17 protein-coding genes are annotated in these 15,658 nt (G+C 55.6%); 12 read left to right on the forward strand and 5 right to left on the reverse strand.

Annotation, left to right across the window (positions count from 1 at the left end; all coding sequences use genetic code 11):
* Positions 1 to 107 precede the first annotated feature (107 nt).
* Positions 108 to 347: a hypothetical protein gene (locus K5R89_RS20025; RefSeq protein ID WP_004216505.1), complete on the forward strand. Its 240-nt coding sequence runs from the start codon at positions 108 to 110 to the stop codon at positions 345 to 347.
* A 2-nt stretch (positions 348 to 349) separates the two neighbouring features.
* Complete coding sequence (locus K5R89_RS20030; protein ID WP_031591633.1) at positions 350 to 676, forward strand: hypothetical protein; 327 nt, start codon at positions 350 to 352, stop codon at positions 674 to 676.
* Positions 677 to 1,284: 608 nt separating this feature from the next.
* On the opposite strand, the gene ompC is transcribed toward K5R89_RS20030, so the two are convergent.
* Positions 1,285 to 2,421: a porin OmpC gene (ompC, locus tag K5R89_RS20035; protein WP_023290294.1), complete on the reverse strand. Its 1,137-nt coding sequence runs from the start codon at positions 2,419 to 2,421 to the stop codon at positions 1,285 to 1,287.
* A 542-nt stretch (positions 2,422 to 2,963) separates the two neighbouring features.
* On the opposite strand from ompC, the gene drpB reads away from it, so the two are divergent.
* The 4 genes from drpB (at position 2,964) to K5R89_RS20055 (ending at position 5,950) form a co-directional block, all read left to right on the forward strand.
* Positions 2,964 to 3,245 carry a cell division protein DrpB gene (drpB, locus tag K5R89_RS20040; protein WP_023290293.1) on the forward strand — a complete coding sequence of 94 codons (282 nt, stop codon included), beginning with the start codon at positions 2,964 to 2,966 and terminating at the stop codon, positions 3,243 to 3,245.
* 42 nt (positions 3,246 to 3,287) lie between these two features.
* On the forward strand, positions 3,288 to 3,998 hold the full coding sequence (locus tag K5R89_RS20045; RefSeq protein ID WP_023290292.1) for a phosphohydrolase: 711 nt from the start codon (positions 3,288 to 3,290) through the stop codon (positions 3,996 to 3,998).
* Between the two features lie 76 nt (positions 3,999 to 4,074).
* Entirely contained in the window at positions 4,075 to 5,475 is a 1,401-nt protein-coding gene (locus K5R89_RS20050; RefSeq protein WP_179207804.1) for a DNA cytosine methyltransferase, read from the forward strand.
* The gene (locus K5R89_RS20055; protein WP_087827161.1) at positions 5,456 to 5,950 is read left to right on the forward strand and encodes a very short patch repair endonuclease; all 495 of its coding nucleotides are present in this window, start codon (positions 5,456 to 5,458) and stop codon (positions 5,948 to 5,950) included. The genes K5R89_RS20050 and K5R89_RS20055 overlap by 20 nt, the downstream gene beginning before the upstream one ends.
* Here the strand turns inward: K5R89_RS20055 and yedA are convergent.
* Positions 5,925 to 6,836 (reverse strand): drug/metabolite exporter YedA, encoded by a 912-nt coding sequence (gene yedA / locus K5R89_RS20060; protein ID WP_023290289.1) that lies wholly within the window; start codon positions 6,834 to 6,836, stop codon positions 5,925 to 5,927. The genes K5R89_RS20055 and yedA overlap by 26 nt on opposite strands.
* 183 nt (positions 6,837 to 7,019) lie before the next feature.
* Between yedA and K5R89_RS20065 the strand changes: the two genes are divergently transcribed.
* Together K5R89_RS20065 and dgcQ are read left to right on the forward strand one after the other, a co-directional pair.
* Complete coding sequence (locus tag K5R89_RS20065; protein WP_044524012.1) at positions 7,020 to 7,931, forward strand: DUF808 domain-containing protein; 912 nt, start codon at positions 7,020 to 7,022, stop codon at positions 7,929 to 7,931.
* Between the two features lie 116 nt (positions 7,932 to 8,047).
* A complete protein-coding gene (gene dgcQ / locus K5R89_RS20070) occupies positions 8,048 to 9,727 on the forward strand; it encodes a cellulose biosynthesis regulator diguanylate cyclase DgcQ (RefSeq protein WP_087827160.1) in 1,680 nt (559 codons plus the stop codon).
* Positions 9,728 to 10,026: 299 nt separating this feature from the next.
* Here dgcQ and yodD read toward each other — a convergent pair whose 3' ends face one another.
* Entirely contained in the window at positions 10,027 to 10,248 is a 222-nt protein-coding gene (gene yodD / locus K5R89_RS20075) for a YodD family peroxide/acid resistance protein (RefSeq protein ID WP_004203478.1), read from the reverse strand.
* Positions 10,249 to 10,384: 136 nt separating this feature from the next.
* Here yodD and dsrB point away from each other — a divergent pair, with 136 nt between their 5' ends.
* Entirely contained in the window at positions 10,385 to 10,576 is a 192-nt protein-coding gene (gene dsrB, locus K5R89_RS20080; RefSeq protein ID WP_004203477.1) for a protein DsrB, read from the forward strand.
* 32 nt (positions 10,577 to 10,608) lie between these two features.
* Here the strand turns inward: dsrB and rcsA are convergent, their stop codons facing one another.
* Positions 10,609 to 11,232: a transcriptional regulator RcsA gene (rcsA, locus tag K5R89_RS20085; protein ID WP_023290286.1), complete on the reverse strand. Its 624-nt coding sequence runs from the start codon at positions 11,230 to 11,232 to the stop codon at positions 10,609 to 10,611.
* Between the two features lie 374 nt (positions 11,233 to 11,606).
* Here rcsA and yedD point away from each other — a divergent pair, with 374 nt between their 5' ends.
* On the forward strand, positions 11,607 to 12,041 hold the full coding sequence (gene yedD / locus K5R89_RS20090; protein ID WP_179207803.1) for a lipoprotein YedD: 435 nt from the start codon (positions 11,607 to 11,609) through the stop codon (positions 12,039 to 12,041).
* A 41-nt stretch (positions 12,042 to 12,082) separates the two neighbouring features.
* Here yedD and amyA read toward each other — a convergent pair whose 3' ends face one another.
* Complete coding sequence (gene amyA / locus K5R89_RS20095; RefSeq protein WP_044524008.1) at positions 12,083 to 13,570, reverse strand: alpha-amylase; 1,488 nt, start codon at positions 13,568 to 13,570, stop codon at positions 12,083 to 12,085.
* 200 nt (positions 13,571 to 13,770) lie between these two features.
* Between amyA and tcyJ the strand changes: the two genes are divergently transcribed.
* Both tcyJ and dcyD read left to right on the forward strand, forming a co-directional pair.
* Complete coding sequence (gene tcyJ / locus K5R89_RS20100) at positions 13,771 to 14,571, forward strand: cystine ABC transporter substrate-binding protein (protein WP_004203468.1); 801 nt, start codon at positions 13,771 to 13,773, stop codon at positions 14,569 to 14,571.
* Positions 14,572 to 14,666: 95 nt separating this feature from the next.
* Positions 14,667 to 15,653, forward strand: a complete 987-nt coding sequence (gene dcyD, locus K5R89_RS20105; protein ID WP_044524005.1) for a D-cysteine desulfhydrase — start codon at positions 14,667 to 14,669, stop codon at positions 15,651 to 15,653.
* The last annotated feature ends 5 nt before the right edge of the window (positions 15,654 to 15,658 follow it).

Below are 15,658 nucleotides of genomic sequence, written 5' to 3' on the forward strand. Positions count from 1 at the left end.
TCGTCCATGGCGGTGACCTCTGGCGATTAAATACACCATTATCATGCCTTCAGCCACCACAACAAGGGAAGACCCATTTATATACAGTAAGTTTGACAGGGGGAAGTATGCCGCGTTTATACGAAATCGAGACGGCCTGCCGTAAGGCAATAGATATCCTGCCTAACGGAAAGCGCATCCTCACCACCAGGCGATTTCTGCAGGAACTGGAGAGATATAACTGGCACTGGTCGCCACGGCAGGCTAACCAGTGGATAGAGCACTATGTGACGACATTCCGCGACGTCTCAACGCAGGAAGGTGACGATCGCACGTTCCAGCTTTACAACCCGAATGGAGGGCTGTAATCGTGGGATTTCCATCGCCAGCATCAGACTATGTAGAGGGGCGGCTAACCGTCGATAAGCTATGCAGCATCGGCCCTAATACTCGGGTCGTACAGACAGAAACTGGTTATGCCGTAGTTGATTTCTCCGTTAAACCAAAGCAGCAGGACACTGTATTGATCCAGTACTCCGGCGGTACAGATTTTGCGAAGGTTATGGGGAAGGCGTTTATTACTCGTGATGGTGAGGCGCTGGAAGGCGAGGCATTGGACGATGTGGTAGTGTTAGGAATAGTGACATTCGTTATTAACCGGATATGGAAGGATGATGATGATTATCCAGTAATATGAAAAGGGGTGCGCACCTAAATTTCATCCTTACCCCTGGATGAAAAGCCTATAAAAACATGCTGGTAAAGTAGCGCCATTCGATACTGGAAAGGCGCTCGCAACTTCTTTCAGAGGCGAAAGTATTCCCAGCCAATCATTAAGGGCTAATGTCAAAAATTTCATGAGAAAATGAAGTTTTGAAGGTGGCTAACTTATTGAAAAGGTTGCGTGTGAAATTTGAGGTATTTTCTCAAAAAAATAGGTAAATATCTGTTTTTAAAGAAAAGCGGTCCGGTCTCGAAAACCGGAGTAGGGGCAACTCTACCGGGGGTTCAAATCCCCCTCTCTCCGCCAACTATTCTTTCTCTGACCATTCCCCTTCAATAACACCGTTAGCTTCAGGTATAACGCCTGCGCTGGGGTATCGCCATCATCATCGTCCTGGTTTCAGCGTAAAGACGCGGTAGTGCGCCTTGTCCTTTTGTGGTCTTACCGCCGCAATTTGCCCGAACGAGCTTAAACGCATCATAAAGAGGGAAGGTACGCCTGGAAAGCGGCAATGTTGAAAAGAGTGATCTCAACGGAGCGGGAACAAGAAAAAGCCCGCTGAGCGCGGGCTTTGATGGGGATCAGAACTGGTAAACCAGACCGAGGGCCACGATATCATCGGTCGAGATACCGTTGTTGCGGTAGAAGCGGTCGTCTTCATCCAGCAGGTTGATTTTGTAATCCACATAGGTGGACATATTCTTATTGAAGTAGTAGGTCATGCCGATGTCGACATACTTGACCAGATCCTTGTCGCTATAGCGAGAATAGTTGTAAAGATCTTTCCCCTTCGATTGCAGATAGGCCACGGATGGACGCAGCGGTAAATTATACTCATCGAACTGGTACTGGGCGACGACTTCAAAGTTCTGCGTCTTGTTGGCAATAGCGCCGTTGCCGTAGAAGGTCATGTTGCGGGTTTCCGCATACATGGCGGCCAGATAGATGTTGTTGGCGTCATATTTTGCGCCGACGGTCCAGGCCTCGGCTTTATCACCGTTAGCGTAAATATGGCTGCTGCGTGCTGCCGCCAGCTGGTTATGGGTACGGTCGGAAGCCGAGTAGGCGGCCCCGAAGCTGATGCCCATATCGAGATCGTAGTAGCTGGAGATACCAAACCCGTCGCCATTTTCCCGCGCCAGTTTACGAGCGCCGCCGTTGTTTGTGCCTTCGCCAGAACCGGCGTTTTCATTATTCCCCTGATACTGCAGGGCGAAATGCAGGCCGTCGACGAGGCCGAAGAAATCGCTGTTACGGTAGGTGGCCACCCCGTTGGTGCGGCCGGTCATGTAAACGTCGGTCTGAGTGTAGGTATCGCCGCCGAATTCCGGCAGCATATCAGTCCAGGATTCGATGTCGTACACCACGCCGTAGTTACGGCCATAGTCCAGTGAGCCATAGTCAGCAAACTTCAGACCGGCGAAGGCCAGACGAGTCCATGAATTCGCGCCTTCTCCTTCGCTGGTGTTCGCTTTGACATTGTATTCCCACTGACCGTAGCCGGTTAACTCGGAAGCGATCTGCGTTTCGCCTTTGATGCCTAAGCGAGCATAGGTCTGGTCGCCGTCCTCGCTGGTGTCGTCAGAGAAGTAACGCAGGCCGGCGACTTTCCCATAAAGGTCCAGTTTGTTGGCGTTGTTGTTATAAATTTCTGCAGCATTAACGGCATTGACCATGAGTAATGCCGGTACCATGAGTGCCAGTACTTTTCTTTTCATTATATATTCCCTTTTATTAATAATTTCTGTGAATTATGACAATCCCTCCGGAATGCCTGTCAGATACTAACGACTAAGTTCATTTTTATTTAAAATAAAATATGTAAATAAATAATGTAAGATATTACAAGATATTTCTATGTGGTTCATTATATTAAATTTAAATGAATCTGTTTTAATGATTATTTTGTTGTATAGCAATAAGTTATGTTGCTGTGTTGCGATCGTGGTTAACTGAATGAAATTATTTATATTAATTTACAGCGAGTTGGTCATTCAGTCTTTAAATATAATTTATTAGTCAATGCCGCCGGCGGAGGGATAATTACACTACGCGGCATGGCTGGGTGTCGTTAATGTTTAAGCCCGTGGGTAAAGAATAAAAAAAACCACCCCTGCGTATTTCCATTGGCAGAATAAGTGATAAGTGGGTGCAGAAGACAAGGATGAAACTGCTGCCTGTGGCGCAGCATGGCGGTATAATGTGATGAGCGTCACGTTTTTGAGTGGCGGTAGTATGATTTGTCACGGAGAGGAATGAGATGGAAGAGCAGGCAAAACGCAGCCCGGGCGGCAAACTCGCGCTATGGGCGTTGTATGCCTTTTGCGGATATTGTGTCTGGGTCATTGTGCGTTACTGGTGGGTGGTGGGAAAAATTCACAGTGTCCCCGGCGCCAGCGCGGAGGGCGACTTTGGCACCATGGCAGGGAAATGGCTTGGCGCCCTGTTGGGAATGCTGGTGCTCGCCGGCATTGGCGCGATCCTCGGCGCTGTCGTCTGGTATACACGGCCCTCCGGAAGCGGGCGGGATCATCGGTCGTAAAGTTGCTATGCTCGAGGCTGACCTACAGATAAAGGAACGCCTATGAACCTGGTTGACTGGCAGCAGCGATTTGAGCACTGGATACTGACGCATCACGCCCGGGAGGATGCGGCGCACGATCTGTCCCATTTTCGTCGCGTCTGGGCCACCGCCACCCGGCTGGCCGCCGGGGAGGAGGAGGTCGACGGGCTGGTGCTTCTCACGGCCTGCTATTTTCATGACATTGTCAGTCTGCCTAAAAATCATCCGGAGCGAAGCCGCTCCTCGATGATGGCTGCCGAGAAAACCCTGGCTATTTTGCAGTCGTCGTTTGCCGATTTTCCCGCAGACCGGTATGCGGCGGTCAGCCACGCTATTGAGGCGCACAGCTTCAGCGCGGCGATCCCGCCGCGCACGCTGGAGGCGAAAATCGTCCAGGACGCCGACCGTCTCGAGTCTCTGGGGGCGATAGGCCTGGCGCGGGTCTTCGCCGTCGCCGGCGCCCTGAACACCATTCTGTTTGATGCCGACGATCCTTTCGCCGACCGGCGAGCGCTGGATGACAGAAAATATGCCCTCGACCATTTCCAGTGCAAGCTCCTGCGCCTGCCGGAAACCATGCAGACCGCCGGAGGAAGGGCTATGGCGCAGCATAATGCGCGCTTCCTCGTCGAGTTTATGGCCAAGATCAGCGCGGAGTTGAAGGGGGAACCCCTGGCGCTGGATGAGGCGGTTTTACGCCGCTTTGCACCGCAGCCGTCAACCGACCAGTGATTTATGGTACTCTCTGCAAAAATCGTCCGCGCTGGTTGAGGATATGCCACAAAAGTTAAGCAAGGAAAACAGGTCGTTGTCATTGACGGAACAGGCCGGTGAAGAGGCTCAGGCGCTGCTGCGCCAGCTGATGACGATCTACGATGTGAAAACGCTGGTCGCCGAACTGGTGAGCGTCGGGGAGCAGCACTGGAGCGCGGCGATCCTCAAGCGCGTGGCGGCCCTCAGCCGCGCGGCAGCGCGTTTGCGTCCGCAGGAGGTCGCTCATCTGGCGACGCTGCTGCCGTCGCCGCCGGCCCATCATCCGCACTATGGATTCCGCTTTGTCGATCTGTTTGCCGGTATCGGCGGGATCCGCAGCGGTTTTGAAGCTATCGGCGGGCAGTGCGTCTTTACCAGCGAGTGGAACAAGCATGCGGTGCGCACCTATAAGGCCAACTGGTATTGTGATCCGCAGCAACACCGTTTCAATGAAGATATTCGCGATATCACCCTCAGCCATCGCCCCGACGTTAGCGATGACGAGGCGACGCAGCATATCCGCGAGACTATCCCGCAGCATGATGTGCTGCTGGCCGGCTTTCCCTGCCAGCCTTTCTCACTTGCCGGCGTGTCGAAAAAAAATGCCATGGGCCGCGCCCACGGCTTTGCCTGCGAAACCCAGGGGACGCTGTTTTTTGATGTAGTGAGAATTATCGCCGCCCGTCAGCCGGCGATCTTTGTGCTGGAGAATGTCAAAAATCTCAAAAGCCACGATCAGGGGCGGACCTTCCGCATCATCATGCAGACGCTGGATGAGCTGGGGTATGAGGTCGCTGACGCCGGGCATAGCGGGCCGGACGATCCGAAGGTGATCGACGGGCGCCATTTCTTACCGCAGCACCGGGAGCGCATCGTGCTGGTGGGCTTCCGTCGCGATCTGCAGCTGCACGAGGGGTTTACGCTGCGCGATATCGCGGCGCTGTACCCGGCGGTTCGGCCAACATTTGGCGAGCTGCTGGAGCCGACGGTGGATGCTAAATTTATCCTCACGCCGGTACTGTGGAAATATCTTTATCGATATGCCCGCAAACATCAGGCGCGGGGCAATGGCTTTGGTTATGGCCTGGTGGACCCCGCCAATCCCCACAGCGTGGCCCGGACGCTCTCCGCCCGCTACTATAAAGATGGCGCCGAAATTCTCGTCGATCGCGGCTGGGACCGGCCGCTGGGCGAGACGCATTTTGACGATCCGCAGAATCAACAGCGGCGTCCTCGTCGGTTGACGCCGCGGGAGTGCGCCCGGTTGATGGGTTTCGAATCGCCTCAGGGGGCGCGTTTCCGCATCCCGGTGTCGGATACCCAGGCCTATCGTCAGTTCGGCAACTCGGTGGTGGTTCCGGTCTTCGCCGCGGTGGCGAAGCTCCTGGCCCCGCGCATCGCTCAGGCGGTGGCGCGTCGCGAAGCGGGTGATAACGATGGCGGATGTTCACGATAAAGCCACGCGCAGTAAAAATATGCGGGCTATCGCCACGCGCGATACGGCGATCGAGAAGCGGATAGCGGCGCTGTTGACTCAGGCGGGATTCACCTTTGTTGCCCAGGATCGCGAGCTGCCGGGACGCCCTGATTTCGCTTTACCCGATTACCGTTGCGTCATCTTTACCCACGGCTGTTTCTGGCATCACCATGACTGTTACCTGTTTAAGGTGCCGGCCACCCGGACCGCGTTCTGGCTGGACAAGATCGCCAGCAACGTGGCGCGCGATGCCCGTGACCGGCAAAAGCTGGCCGAGCAGGGCTGGCGGGTGCTTATCGTCTGGGAATGCGCCCTGCGCGGTCGGCTGAAGCTGAATGACGAGGCGCTCACCGAGCGTCTGGAAGAGTGGATCTGCAGCGCCGGACACGACGCGCAGATCGACACCCAGGGGATCCGCGAACTGGCGCTTATTTCGACGCCTTACAAGGGGTAGCTTCGCTGCGAACCGGGAAAAGGTATTTCCCCAGCGTCACCAGCACGACGGCAAAAATAATCACCGCCAGCGCCAGCCACTCGATCAGGGACAGGCTTTCGCCACCGAATCCGGTACCAAGCAGAACCGCCACCACCGGGTTGACATAGGCGTAGCTGGTGGCCACCGCCGGGGTGACATTGCGGATCAAAAACATATAGGCGTTGATGGCAATCAGCGAGCCAAAGATAGCCAGGTAGGCCACAGCGGCGATCCCGGACCACGACGGAACACGGGTTAAGGTTTCGCCGCTCAGCCATGACGCGGCCAGCAGGACGATCCCGGCGGCGAGCATCTCGATTGCCCCCGCCATCATGCCGGTCGGCAGCTCGATCCGCGAGCCGTAAACCGAGCCGAAGGCCCAGCTCAGGGAGCCAATCAGGATCAGCAGCGCGCCCCAGGGGTTGCCGTTCAGGTTGCCTCCGCTGTTAAGCATCACAATACCCGCGAGGCCAATGGCAATCCCCAGCCATTCCAGTTTACGAGTGGCGATGCCGAAAAAGCGGCTGAAGCACAGGGTGAACAGCGGAACGGTGGCGACCATGACCGCGGCGATCCCGGAGGGAACGTGCTGATGTTCGGCCAGGGTGACAAAGCCGTTGCCGACGGCCAGCAGCAAAACCCCGATCAGCGCGGCGTTAAGCAACGGTCCGCGGGCCGGCAGTTTATGGCCGGTGGCCAACAGCCATCCCAGCAGCAGCACGCCGGCAGAGAGAAAGCGAATTCCGGCCATCATCAGCGGCGGCCAGCTAGCGACGCCGACGGCGATGGCGAAATAGGTAGAGCCCCAAATGATATACAGCGCAAACAGCGCCCCGATAAGCGGTAACAGCTGACGGGTAGACATACTTCCTCACGACGGTGCAGAGATAGAAAGGGGACATATAGTAAACGTGAAAACTATCCTGCTGGCGAGCGCTTAATTTGCGTCAGGTTGTTAAATTTATATTGACTAATTGTACCTTGGGCAGTGGCCGTTTTTTAACGCATACTCGAGGGAGACATTGATGAAAAGAGAAGGAAAATCATTTTGGCAGGAAGTAGTCTTTTAACATTACTCGATGATATCGCCACGCTGCTGGACGATATTTCCATGATGGGCAAGCTGGCGGCGAAAAAAACGGCGGGGGTGCTGGGCGACGATCTCTCCCTCAACGCCCAACAGGTGACCGGCGTGCGGGCAAATCGTGAGCTGCCTGTGGTCTGGGGCGTGGCGAAAGGGTCGTTCGTCAATAAAATCATCCTCGTGCCGCTGGCCCTGCTAATCAGCGCCTTCATTCCCTGGGCGATTACGCCGCTGCTGATGTTGGGCGGCGCGTTTCTCTGTTTTGAAGGGGTGGAAAAGGTGCTCCACAGCCTGGAAGCGCGTAAGCACAAAGAGGACCCAGCGCAACGGCAGCAGCGTCTTCAGGCGCTGGCGGATCGTGATCCGCTGGCCTTTGAGCGTGACAAAGTCAAAGGGGCGATCCGCACCGACTTTATTTTGTCCGCGGAAATTGTCGCCATCACCCTCGGCATTGTCGCGGAAGCGCCGCTGCTGAATCAGATCCTCATTCTGTCGGGGATCGCGATTCTGGTCACCGTCGGGGTCTATGGCCTGGTGGGGGTGATCGTCAAACTGGATGACATGGGCTACTGGCTGGCGGAGAAACGCAGTACCCTGGCGCAGTGGCTGGGCAAAGGGTTATTGACCGTGGCGCCCTGGCTGATGAAAGTGCTCTCTATCGTCGGAACGCTGGCCATGTTCCTCGTGGGCGGCGGGATTGTGGTTCACGGTATTGCGCCGCTACACCATGCCATTGAGCACTGGAGCGCGGGGCTGGGCGGCATGTTGGCCGCCTTGCTGCCGATGGTGGCTAATCTGGTGCTGGGTTTTATCATCGGCGCGGTGGTGCTGGCGGGCGTCAAGGCGGTCAGTCGCCTGCGTGGCGCGGTGAAGTAGTCAGGTGCGGCGCCGCATGACGGCGCCGCGTGGTCTACGCTAAAAGCGCCTCCGGTATCGACAGAGACCGGGCGTGCTGACGACGTCAGATTTGCGCAACGTACTGCGAGAGAAAGATGGAAAAGCCACTACGGTTGAAGTTGAAAAAACTCTACCACCTGACTCGCCCGGCGCATGTGGTTAACATTTGTTTTATCGTGGTGCTGTTTTTCTCCACGCTGCTGATCTGGCGCGAAATCAATGTCCTGGAAGAGGCCTACGTGGCGAACCAGCGCAATAATCTGGCTAACGTCGCGCATGAAATGGATGGCCTGCTGCAGTTCAACATCGACAGGATGATGTTTTTTCGCCACGGTATGCAGTCCGCGCTTGAACGCCCGCTCGACGTCGATGTGTTGCACGAAGCCAGCCAGCGCTATCTGAGCCAACGCCACCAGGAGACATGGCGGGTGGCGCTCCCCAACCGCCGGACGCTGCCGGTGTTTGGCGTCTCGGAGGGCGTCGTCAGGGATCACCCGCTGCTCTTGCCGGACGATCCGCTGGTGGTCAATGAACTGATGGCGACGCTGGAGCTGGGTTATCTGTTAAACCTGACGCAGCATGACCGCGATTTTGCCGAGCGGATGCAATATATCTCCCGCAGCGGTTTTTTCACCTCGACCCTGCCGCTGCGCGATGAATCGCAGGTGAAGACCTACTATTCCCGCGCCATCAGCGCCCTCTGGTTTACCCGGCAGACCCAGCGGAACAATCCGCACCGCGGCGTTATCTGGCAAACCTTTCCTGACGATGACCCGCAGCTGGAAGAGCAGGTGGTCACCGCCTCGATACCGCTGGATTTTGCCGGTTACTGGCGCGGCGTGCTGGCGATGGATTTCTCAGTCAGCGAAATAAAAGCATTTTTAATCAGCGCGATGCAGGGCGGGCAGGAGGGGGAATATCAGCTTTACGACAGCCATCTTAACCTGCTGGCCTCTTCTGCGCCGGGGAATGTCCTGACGCTGCTGTCGCCGCGCGAACAGGAACTGCTCAGCCGCGCGTTTGCCCATGATAATCAGGGCGGTCTGCGTCTGCTGACGCGCTATATCAGCTGGGCCAAACTGCGCAATTTTGATGGCGTGCTGCTGCGGATCCATACTCTGCGGGAAGGCGTACGCGGCAACTTTGGCACCATCACCATCGCCCTGACCCTGATGTGGATCCTCTTCACCTTAATGCTGCTGCTCTCCTGGCTGGTGATCCGCCGTATGGTCCGCAATATGAGCGTTCTCCAGACCTCCCTGGAGTGGCAGGCCTGGCACGATGCCTTAACCCGCCTGCTCAATCGCGGGGCGCTGTTTGAGAAGGCGATGGCGGTAGCCAGCGACTGCCAGCGCAGCGGACGACCGCTGGCGGTCATCCAGCTCGATTTGGATCACTTTAAGGGCATTAACGATCGCTATGGCCATCAGGCGGGTGACAGAGTGCTGTCGATGGTGGCCAGTACGCTTGCCGGCACCGTCCGGGACGGTGATTTGCTGGGCCGCGTGGGCGGAGAGGAGTTTTGTGTCGTGCTGCCGAATACCACGCTGCAGGAAGCGGCGGCGGTAGCGGAGCGGCTACGCCTGCGTATTCATGGCCGGGAGGTCTTTTTGCATAACAACGTGACGCTGCGGGTCAGCGCGTCGTTAGGGGTGAGCGGCAGCGAAGAGCGAGGGGAGTATCACTTTGAAGCTCTGCAGTCGGTCGCCGATGGTCGACTGTATCTGGCCAAGCAAAATGGCCGCAACCAGGTCTGGTATCGCAGCGAAGCGTGAGCAAAACGTTTCGCCCGAATCAGGCAAAATGAGATTTTTCTTAAAGTGTTCGACGGGGATCGCGCTATCGAATGAAACCGGTTTGCGGCTAAGCCTTATCGCATCAGCCCTGCAGCCCTTTCTGCTGCGAAGCGCCAACTTTCTCAATATTTTGCGCCATGAATATCGCTTGTCATGCAAAATAATTGAGGATAATGTTTCAACGCATCGGATTTCCCGGTGTAACGAATTTTCAAGTGCTTCTTGCATTAGCAAGTTTGATCCCGACTCCTGCGAGTCGGGATTTTTTTCGCCCATCGCTAGCGGTTGGCTTCACTGGCGCTGAAATCATGAATATCGAGTTCAAATGCCTCCGCCAGTTCACGCCAGGTATGCGCCCCGCGGCCATCGATACTGGCGCGCTGTGGGTCATCGAGGATGCGATGGACTTCGCTTTCGCTGATCTCATTAATCGCCGCCAGCAGAGCATCAACGTTGACATCAACGTCGTTCCCGGTCTGGTCTGTCAATCGGTTCTTCATCATTACCCCCCCTCGCTGAGCGTCGCTCAAGCCTCTTTAAGTATAGTCGGTCTAAAAAAACGCCAGTCACTGCCCGCGACGCTGCGAGCGGCGTGGTTTTGTTCTACACTGGCTGGAAATAGAGAGGAGATGGATTATGCAGGTGAACGATCGTGTCACGGTGAAGACCGACGGTGGCCCACGTCGATCGGGCGTAGTGCTGGCAATTGAGTCGTTTAGTGAAGGGACGATGTATCTGGTTTCGCTGGAAGACTATCCCCTGGGGATCTGGTTTTTCAATGAAATAGGGCACCCGGATGGGATCTTCGTGGAAAAAGAAATCTCGTAAAACCGAACTGGCGGGACCACCGCCAGTTTGTTTCAGCGTAGATTCACCTGAATACCGCTGGTAATGTTTTCGGTCAGCCGAACGATGTGGTAAATCACCTGCTTATTATGCGTCTGTATTTTCTTTTTAATATTGCCTTTATGCGATGATACCGTTTTAGCTTTGATGTTCATTTGCGTTGAAATTTGCGAAGTACCATGCCCGGCCATCCACATTTGCAGCATATTTGATTCTGTTTTGCTCAGCGACAACGTCGGTAAATTTAACTGCCCCAGACTCGTGTTCTTGTATTTAAGATAATTAACCAGAATGACATCAAGGTCTTTTGGAGTGATCGATTTTGAGCTGATTAGCAGGTTCTTACGCACCCGTAGATAGCGGTCAAAATGGATGTTCGCCAGCGACATAAAAATCACAAACAACGTCGCCGGATTTTGCGTGATGATCTGGCGAATAATGCCATTACTTTCATCATCATGCACAAAGCAATCTTCATTCAGAAACACCACCGCCGGGCAACATGACGCACAATGCCTGTGCAGATCCTCAGCGCAGTTGACCTCAACGATTTCCTGTTTTTTAATTCCCCGACTGGTCAGATATCCCGTTAGTCCCAACCGGGTATAACTGCACAAATCCATAATCATCGTTGACATGACCCATCCTCAATCAACACGTAACGATATACACTTCACACTGGCTGTGCGAAGCAGTCCTTGCAGGCGGTGATAATAGTAGGTTTAAGAAAGAACCCATTAGTTCCATTAAACTATTCCGCATCTCTGTATATAATTTGCCAGGAAAACTCTTAAAGTAAAGTCAAGAACCGGTAGTGTGAGCGAATTAAAAACAAAAAGTGCCCGCGGATGCTATGGTTAGGCCCCAAAGATTCTTTTACTTTCAGAATTTCCTTATTTCAAATGAAGGCTGCGATGCCTGGCCGTGTTTTGCCCGACTTCTCCGCCTGCGGCGGGGGTGGAAGGCTTAACGCTTTAATGCCACAATACTTTTTTATCAGCTTGTGGGATGAATGATGAAACAGTTAGTTTTTGCTGGCATGGTGCTGGCGCTGGCCGGATGCGTGCAGGTTGATCGTTACGAAGACGTTGTTAAAGCGCCAGCGCCGGCAGGCCTGGAAGGCTACTGGCAGACGAAAGGGCCGCAGAGTGAGATGATGAGTCCGGACGCCATCGCCAGCCTGATCGTCACCAAAGAAGGGGACACCTTCGACTGCCGCCAGTGGCAGCGTGTGATCGCCCAGCCGGGGAAACTGATGAACCGCGATAGCGATATCTACAACGTGACCGCTTCCCTGGATATCTACCCGATCGAGCGCGAGGGCAACACCCTTTCCTACGATCGTATGACGTTGACCCGCGTTGAACGTCTCACCCCGGAGTGCGAGAAGGCGTGGGCTAAAGCGCGTGCGGCCGCTCCAGTCAGAGCGCCGACCACCGCGCGCTAAGGTTCCGGCGGGCCACTGCTGGCCCGTCCGGCGTCAGATGACTACAGCACCGCCTCCAGCACCCACACGCTGACGCTTCCTCCGTTACAGGTAAAGGTTGCGCAGCCTTCGTCGTCGGTTTCGACAATCTCTTCCCGGTTGCCCAGGAAATCCCGCCAGCGTTTGTTGCCATAGTTCTCGCCCAGCGTCAGGGTCTTTTCTCCCTCATCACCATTGGACATCACCACCACGCAGCCGGGATCCTCGTCGGTGCCGCTGCGGCTGAAGGCAATGCAGTTGGGGTGATCGAACCAGAGAGTCTGCACGCCGTGGGCAAAGCGCTGACGGGCGTCGATCAGTTCGTGTAGCTGCTCGATGACGGGCATTTCTATGGCGTAGGTTTGTCCGTCGCCGCCGGTATCTTCATAGGAAGCGCCGAAGAGATCGGCATAGAAGACCGAGGGCACGCCATTTTCACGCAACAGGATCAGCGCATAGGCCAGCGGTTTAAACCATGGCTCAACCGGCGCCTCGAGCGCCTGCAGCGGCTGGGTATCATGGTTGGTGACCAGGGTGACGGCATGGAAGGGGTCGGCTTCCACCAGCGTCCCGCTGAAAATCTGGCTCATGTCGTAATCGCGCCCCTGGCGGGACGCTTCATGAAATTTCATCTGCAGCGGGGCATCGAACAGCATCGTCTTGCCCTCGACGAGGTCGATATACTGCTGGAGCTTTTCCACTTCATGGGACCAGTATTCCGCGACAATAAACAGCGGCTGCGGGGCCACCTCCTGAACATGTTCGATCCATGCTTTGTAAAACCAGGCGGGGATATGCTTCACGGCGTCAAGACGAAAACCGTCGCAGCCGGTCTGCTCCATCACCCAGCGCGCCCAGTATTTGATCTCTTCGGTGACGGCGTGATTACGAAAATCGATATTGGCGCCCATCAGGTAGTCGAAGTTGCCAAGCTCATCATCGACTTGCTCATTCCAGCCTTCGCCGGTGTAGTCGTTGACGATTTTAAATACACCGTCTTCCGTCGGATTCTCGATGTGGTCAATGCCGCTAAAACACTTGTAGTCCCAGACAAACTGCGAATACTGCCCGGCGCGCACCGGGAAGGTATAGCGAGTCCATGCCTCGCACTCTATGATCGTCTCGTCAATTTGCGTGCGATCCTGCTCATCGACGCGCTGCACGCGCAAGGCCTCTTTTTCATCGGCGCCCATTTTATGGTTCACCACCACGTCCAGCAGCACGGCGATGTCGTGCTCCTTCAGGGCGTTAACCGCCGCCAGCAGCTGGGTTTTATCGCCATATTTGGTGGCGACAGAACCTTTTTGATCAAACTCGCCGAGGTCGAAGAGATCGTAGGTGTCATAGCCGACGGAATAACCGCCCGAGGCGCCTTTGTAGGCGGGTGGCAACCAGACCATATTGATGCCGATTTCGTTAAGACTGGGGGCCAGCGCTTCGACTTCACGCCACAGTTCGCCGCCGGCGGGGTAGTACCAGTGAAAACATTGCAACAAGGTGGGGTTTTTCATCTTCCATGCTCCAGACGTCAACAGGCTGACCTTTGCAGTATGGGAGATATCCCGCAAAACGGGTGAGGAAAGCCCTGAATTTCGCTATACCCTAAAGCGGATCATATATAATAAATTTGCATAAGATGTAGCGTAACGATGTTGGTGTCGGGCCGTTAAGCGCCTTACACTACAGGAAAATCCTAATCTTCGGGGTATCTATGAAATTAGCACTTCTGGGTCGTCAGGCGCTGATGGGCGCAATGGCCGTTGTTTTGATGGCTGGCGTTAGCGTGAAAACTTTTGCGGCGGAAAACCTGCTCAATCAGATTAAAGAGCGCGGCACGCTGCGCGTGGGCCTCGAAGGCACCTATCCTCCCTTTAGCTTCCAGGGTGATGACGGCAAGCTGACCGGCTTTGAAGTGGAGTTCGCCAACGAGCTGGCGAAACATCTGGGCGTGAAGGCCGACCTCAAACCGACCAAGTGGGACGGTATGCTGGCCTCGCTGGACTCCAAACGCATTGACGTGGTGATTAACCAGGTCACTATCTCCGATGAGCGTAAGAAGAAATACGATTTCTCTACCCCGTACACGATCTCCGGTGTGCAGGCGCTGGTGAAGAAAGGCAACGAAGGCGCGATTAAAACCGCGGCGGATCTGAAAGGCAAGAAAGTGGGCGTCGGGCTGGGCACTAACTATGAAGAGTGGCTGCGTCAGAACGTCCAGGGCGTGGATGTCCGCACCTATGACGACGACCCGACCAAATACCAGGATCTGCGCGTAGGCCGTATTGACGCCATTCTGGTTGACCGTCTGGCGGCGCTGGATCTGGTGAAGAAAACCAACAATACGCTGGCGGTCACCGGCGAAGCGTTCTCCCGTCAGGAAGCTGGCGTTGCGCTGCGTAAAGGCAACGATGACCTGCTGAAAGCGGTAGATGGCGCGATTGCGGATATGCAGAAAGATGGCAGCCTGAAGGCGCTGTCCGAGAAATGGTTTGGCGCTGACGTGACAAAATAACGGCCAGCGGTGAAAAAAGGCGCTCCTGGAAGCGCCTTTTTTTATTTAGCGCGTAACTGTGTGCATAATGAAGCATAACTGAGTCAGGAGGGGCCATGTCACTGCAAAATTTAACCCGCTTTCCGCGTCTGGAACTGATCGGCGCGCCGACGCCGCTGGAGTATCTTCCGCGTCTGTCCGATCATCTCGGGCGCGAAATTTTTATCAAACGTGATGATACGACGCCGCTGGCGATGGGGGGCAACAAACTGCGTAAGCTGGAGTTTCTCGCCGCCGATGCGCTGCGCGAAGGGGCGGATACGTTAATCACCGCCGGCGCGATCCAGTCTAACCATGTGCGCCAGACGGCGGCGGTCGCCGCCAAACTGGGCCTGCACTGCGTAGCGCTGCTGGAAAATCCCATCGGCACCCGGGCGGAGAACTATCTGAGCAATGGCAACCGCCTGCTGCTGGATCTGTTTAATACCCAGATTGAGATGTGCGATGCCCTGACCGATCCCGCTGCCCAGCTCGACGAGCTGGCGACCCGTATCGAAGCGCAGGGGTACCGCCCGTATGTCATTCCGGTCGGCGGCTCTAACGCCCTTGGGGCGCTAGGCTATGTGGAAAGCGCGCTGGAAATCGCCCAGCAGTGCGAAGACGCAGTGGAGATTTCGTCGGTGGTGGTCGCCTCCGGGAGCGCCGGCACCCATGCCGGACTGGCGGTCGGCCTTGAACAGCTGATGCCGCAGGCGGAACTGATCGGGGTGACGGTGTCGCGCGCTGTTGCCGACCAGCTGCCGAAAGTGGTGGCGCTGCAGCAGGCCGTGGCCAACAGCCTTGAGCTGCAGGCGAAAGCCGACATCATCCTGTGGGATGATTACTTTGCACCGGGCTACGGGACGCCAAACGAGGAAGGGATGGCCGCCGTGAAGCTGCTGGCGCAACTGGAAGGTATTTTGCTTGACCCGGTCTATACCGGCAAAGCGATGGCCGGACTTATCGATGGCATTACGCAGAAGCGCTTTAAGGATGAAGGGCCGATTTTGTTCGTCCACACCGGCGGAGCGCCGGCGCTGTTTGCCTATCATCCTCACGTCTAATATAG

The sequence above is a fragment of the Klebsiella sp. TF21-TM genome, assembly GCF_019753495.1.
In the GTDB taxonomy this organism is placed as follows: Bacteria; Pseudomonadota; Gammaproteobacteria; order Enterobacterales; family Enterobacteriaceae; genus Klebsiella; species Klebsiella quasipneumoniae.

Coding starts and splice junctions, on each gene's coding strand:
- rcsA (WP_023290286.1), bottom strand. CDS start 11,232: ATGTCAACGATGATTATGGATTTGTGCAGTTATACCCGGTTGGGACTA.
- K5R89_RS20055 (WP_087827161.1), top strand. CDS start 5,456: ATGGCGGATGTTCACGATAAAGCCACGCGCAGTAAAAATATGCGGGCT.
- dcyD (WP_044524005.1), top strand. CDS start 14,667: ATGTCACTGCAAAATTTAACCCGCTTTCCGCGTCTGGAACTGATCGGC.
- yedD (WP_179207803.1), top strand. CDS start 11,607: ATGATGAAACAGTTAGTTTTTGCTGGCATGGTGCTGGCGCTGGCCGGA.
- K5R89_RS20045 (WP_023290292.1), top strand. CDS start 3,288: ATGAACCTGGTTGACTGGCAGCAGCGATTTGAGCACTGGATACTGACG.
- dgcQ (WP_087827160.1), top strand. CDS start 8,048: ATGGAAAAGCCACTACGGTTGAAGTTGAAAAAACTCTACCACCTGACT.
- amyA (WP_044524008.1), bottom strand. CDS start 13,570: ATGAAAAACCCCACCTTGTTGCAATGTTTTCACTGGTACTACCCCGCC.
- K5R89_RS20025 (WP_004216505.1), top strand. CDS start 108: ATGCCGCGTTTATACGAAATCGAGACGGCCTGCCGTAAGGCAATAGAT.
- ompC (WP_023290294.1), bottom strand. CDS start 2,421: ATGAAAAGAAAAGTACTGGCACTCATGGTACCGGCATTACTCATGGTC.
- yedA (WP_023290289.1), bottom strand. CDS start 6,836: ATGTCTACCCGTCAGCTGTTACCGCTTATCGGGGCGCTGTTTGCGCTG.
- drpB (WP_023290293.1), top strand. CDS start 2,964: ATGGAAGAGCAGGCAAAACGCAGCCCGGGCGGCAAACTCGCGCTATGG.
- yodD (WP_004203478.1), bottom strand. CDS start 10,248: ATGAAGAACCGATTGACAGACCAGACCGGGAACGACGTTGATGTCAAC.
- tcyJ (WP_004203468.1), top strand. CDS start 13,771: ATGAAATTAGCACTTCTGGGTCGTCAGGCGCTGATGGGCGCAATGGCC.
- dsrB (WP_004203477.1), top strand. CDS start 10,385: ATGCAGGTGAACGATCGTGTCACGGTGAAGACCGACGGTGGCCCACGT.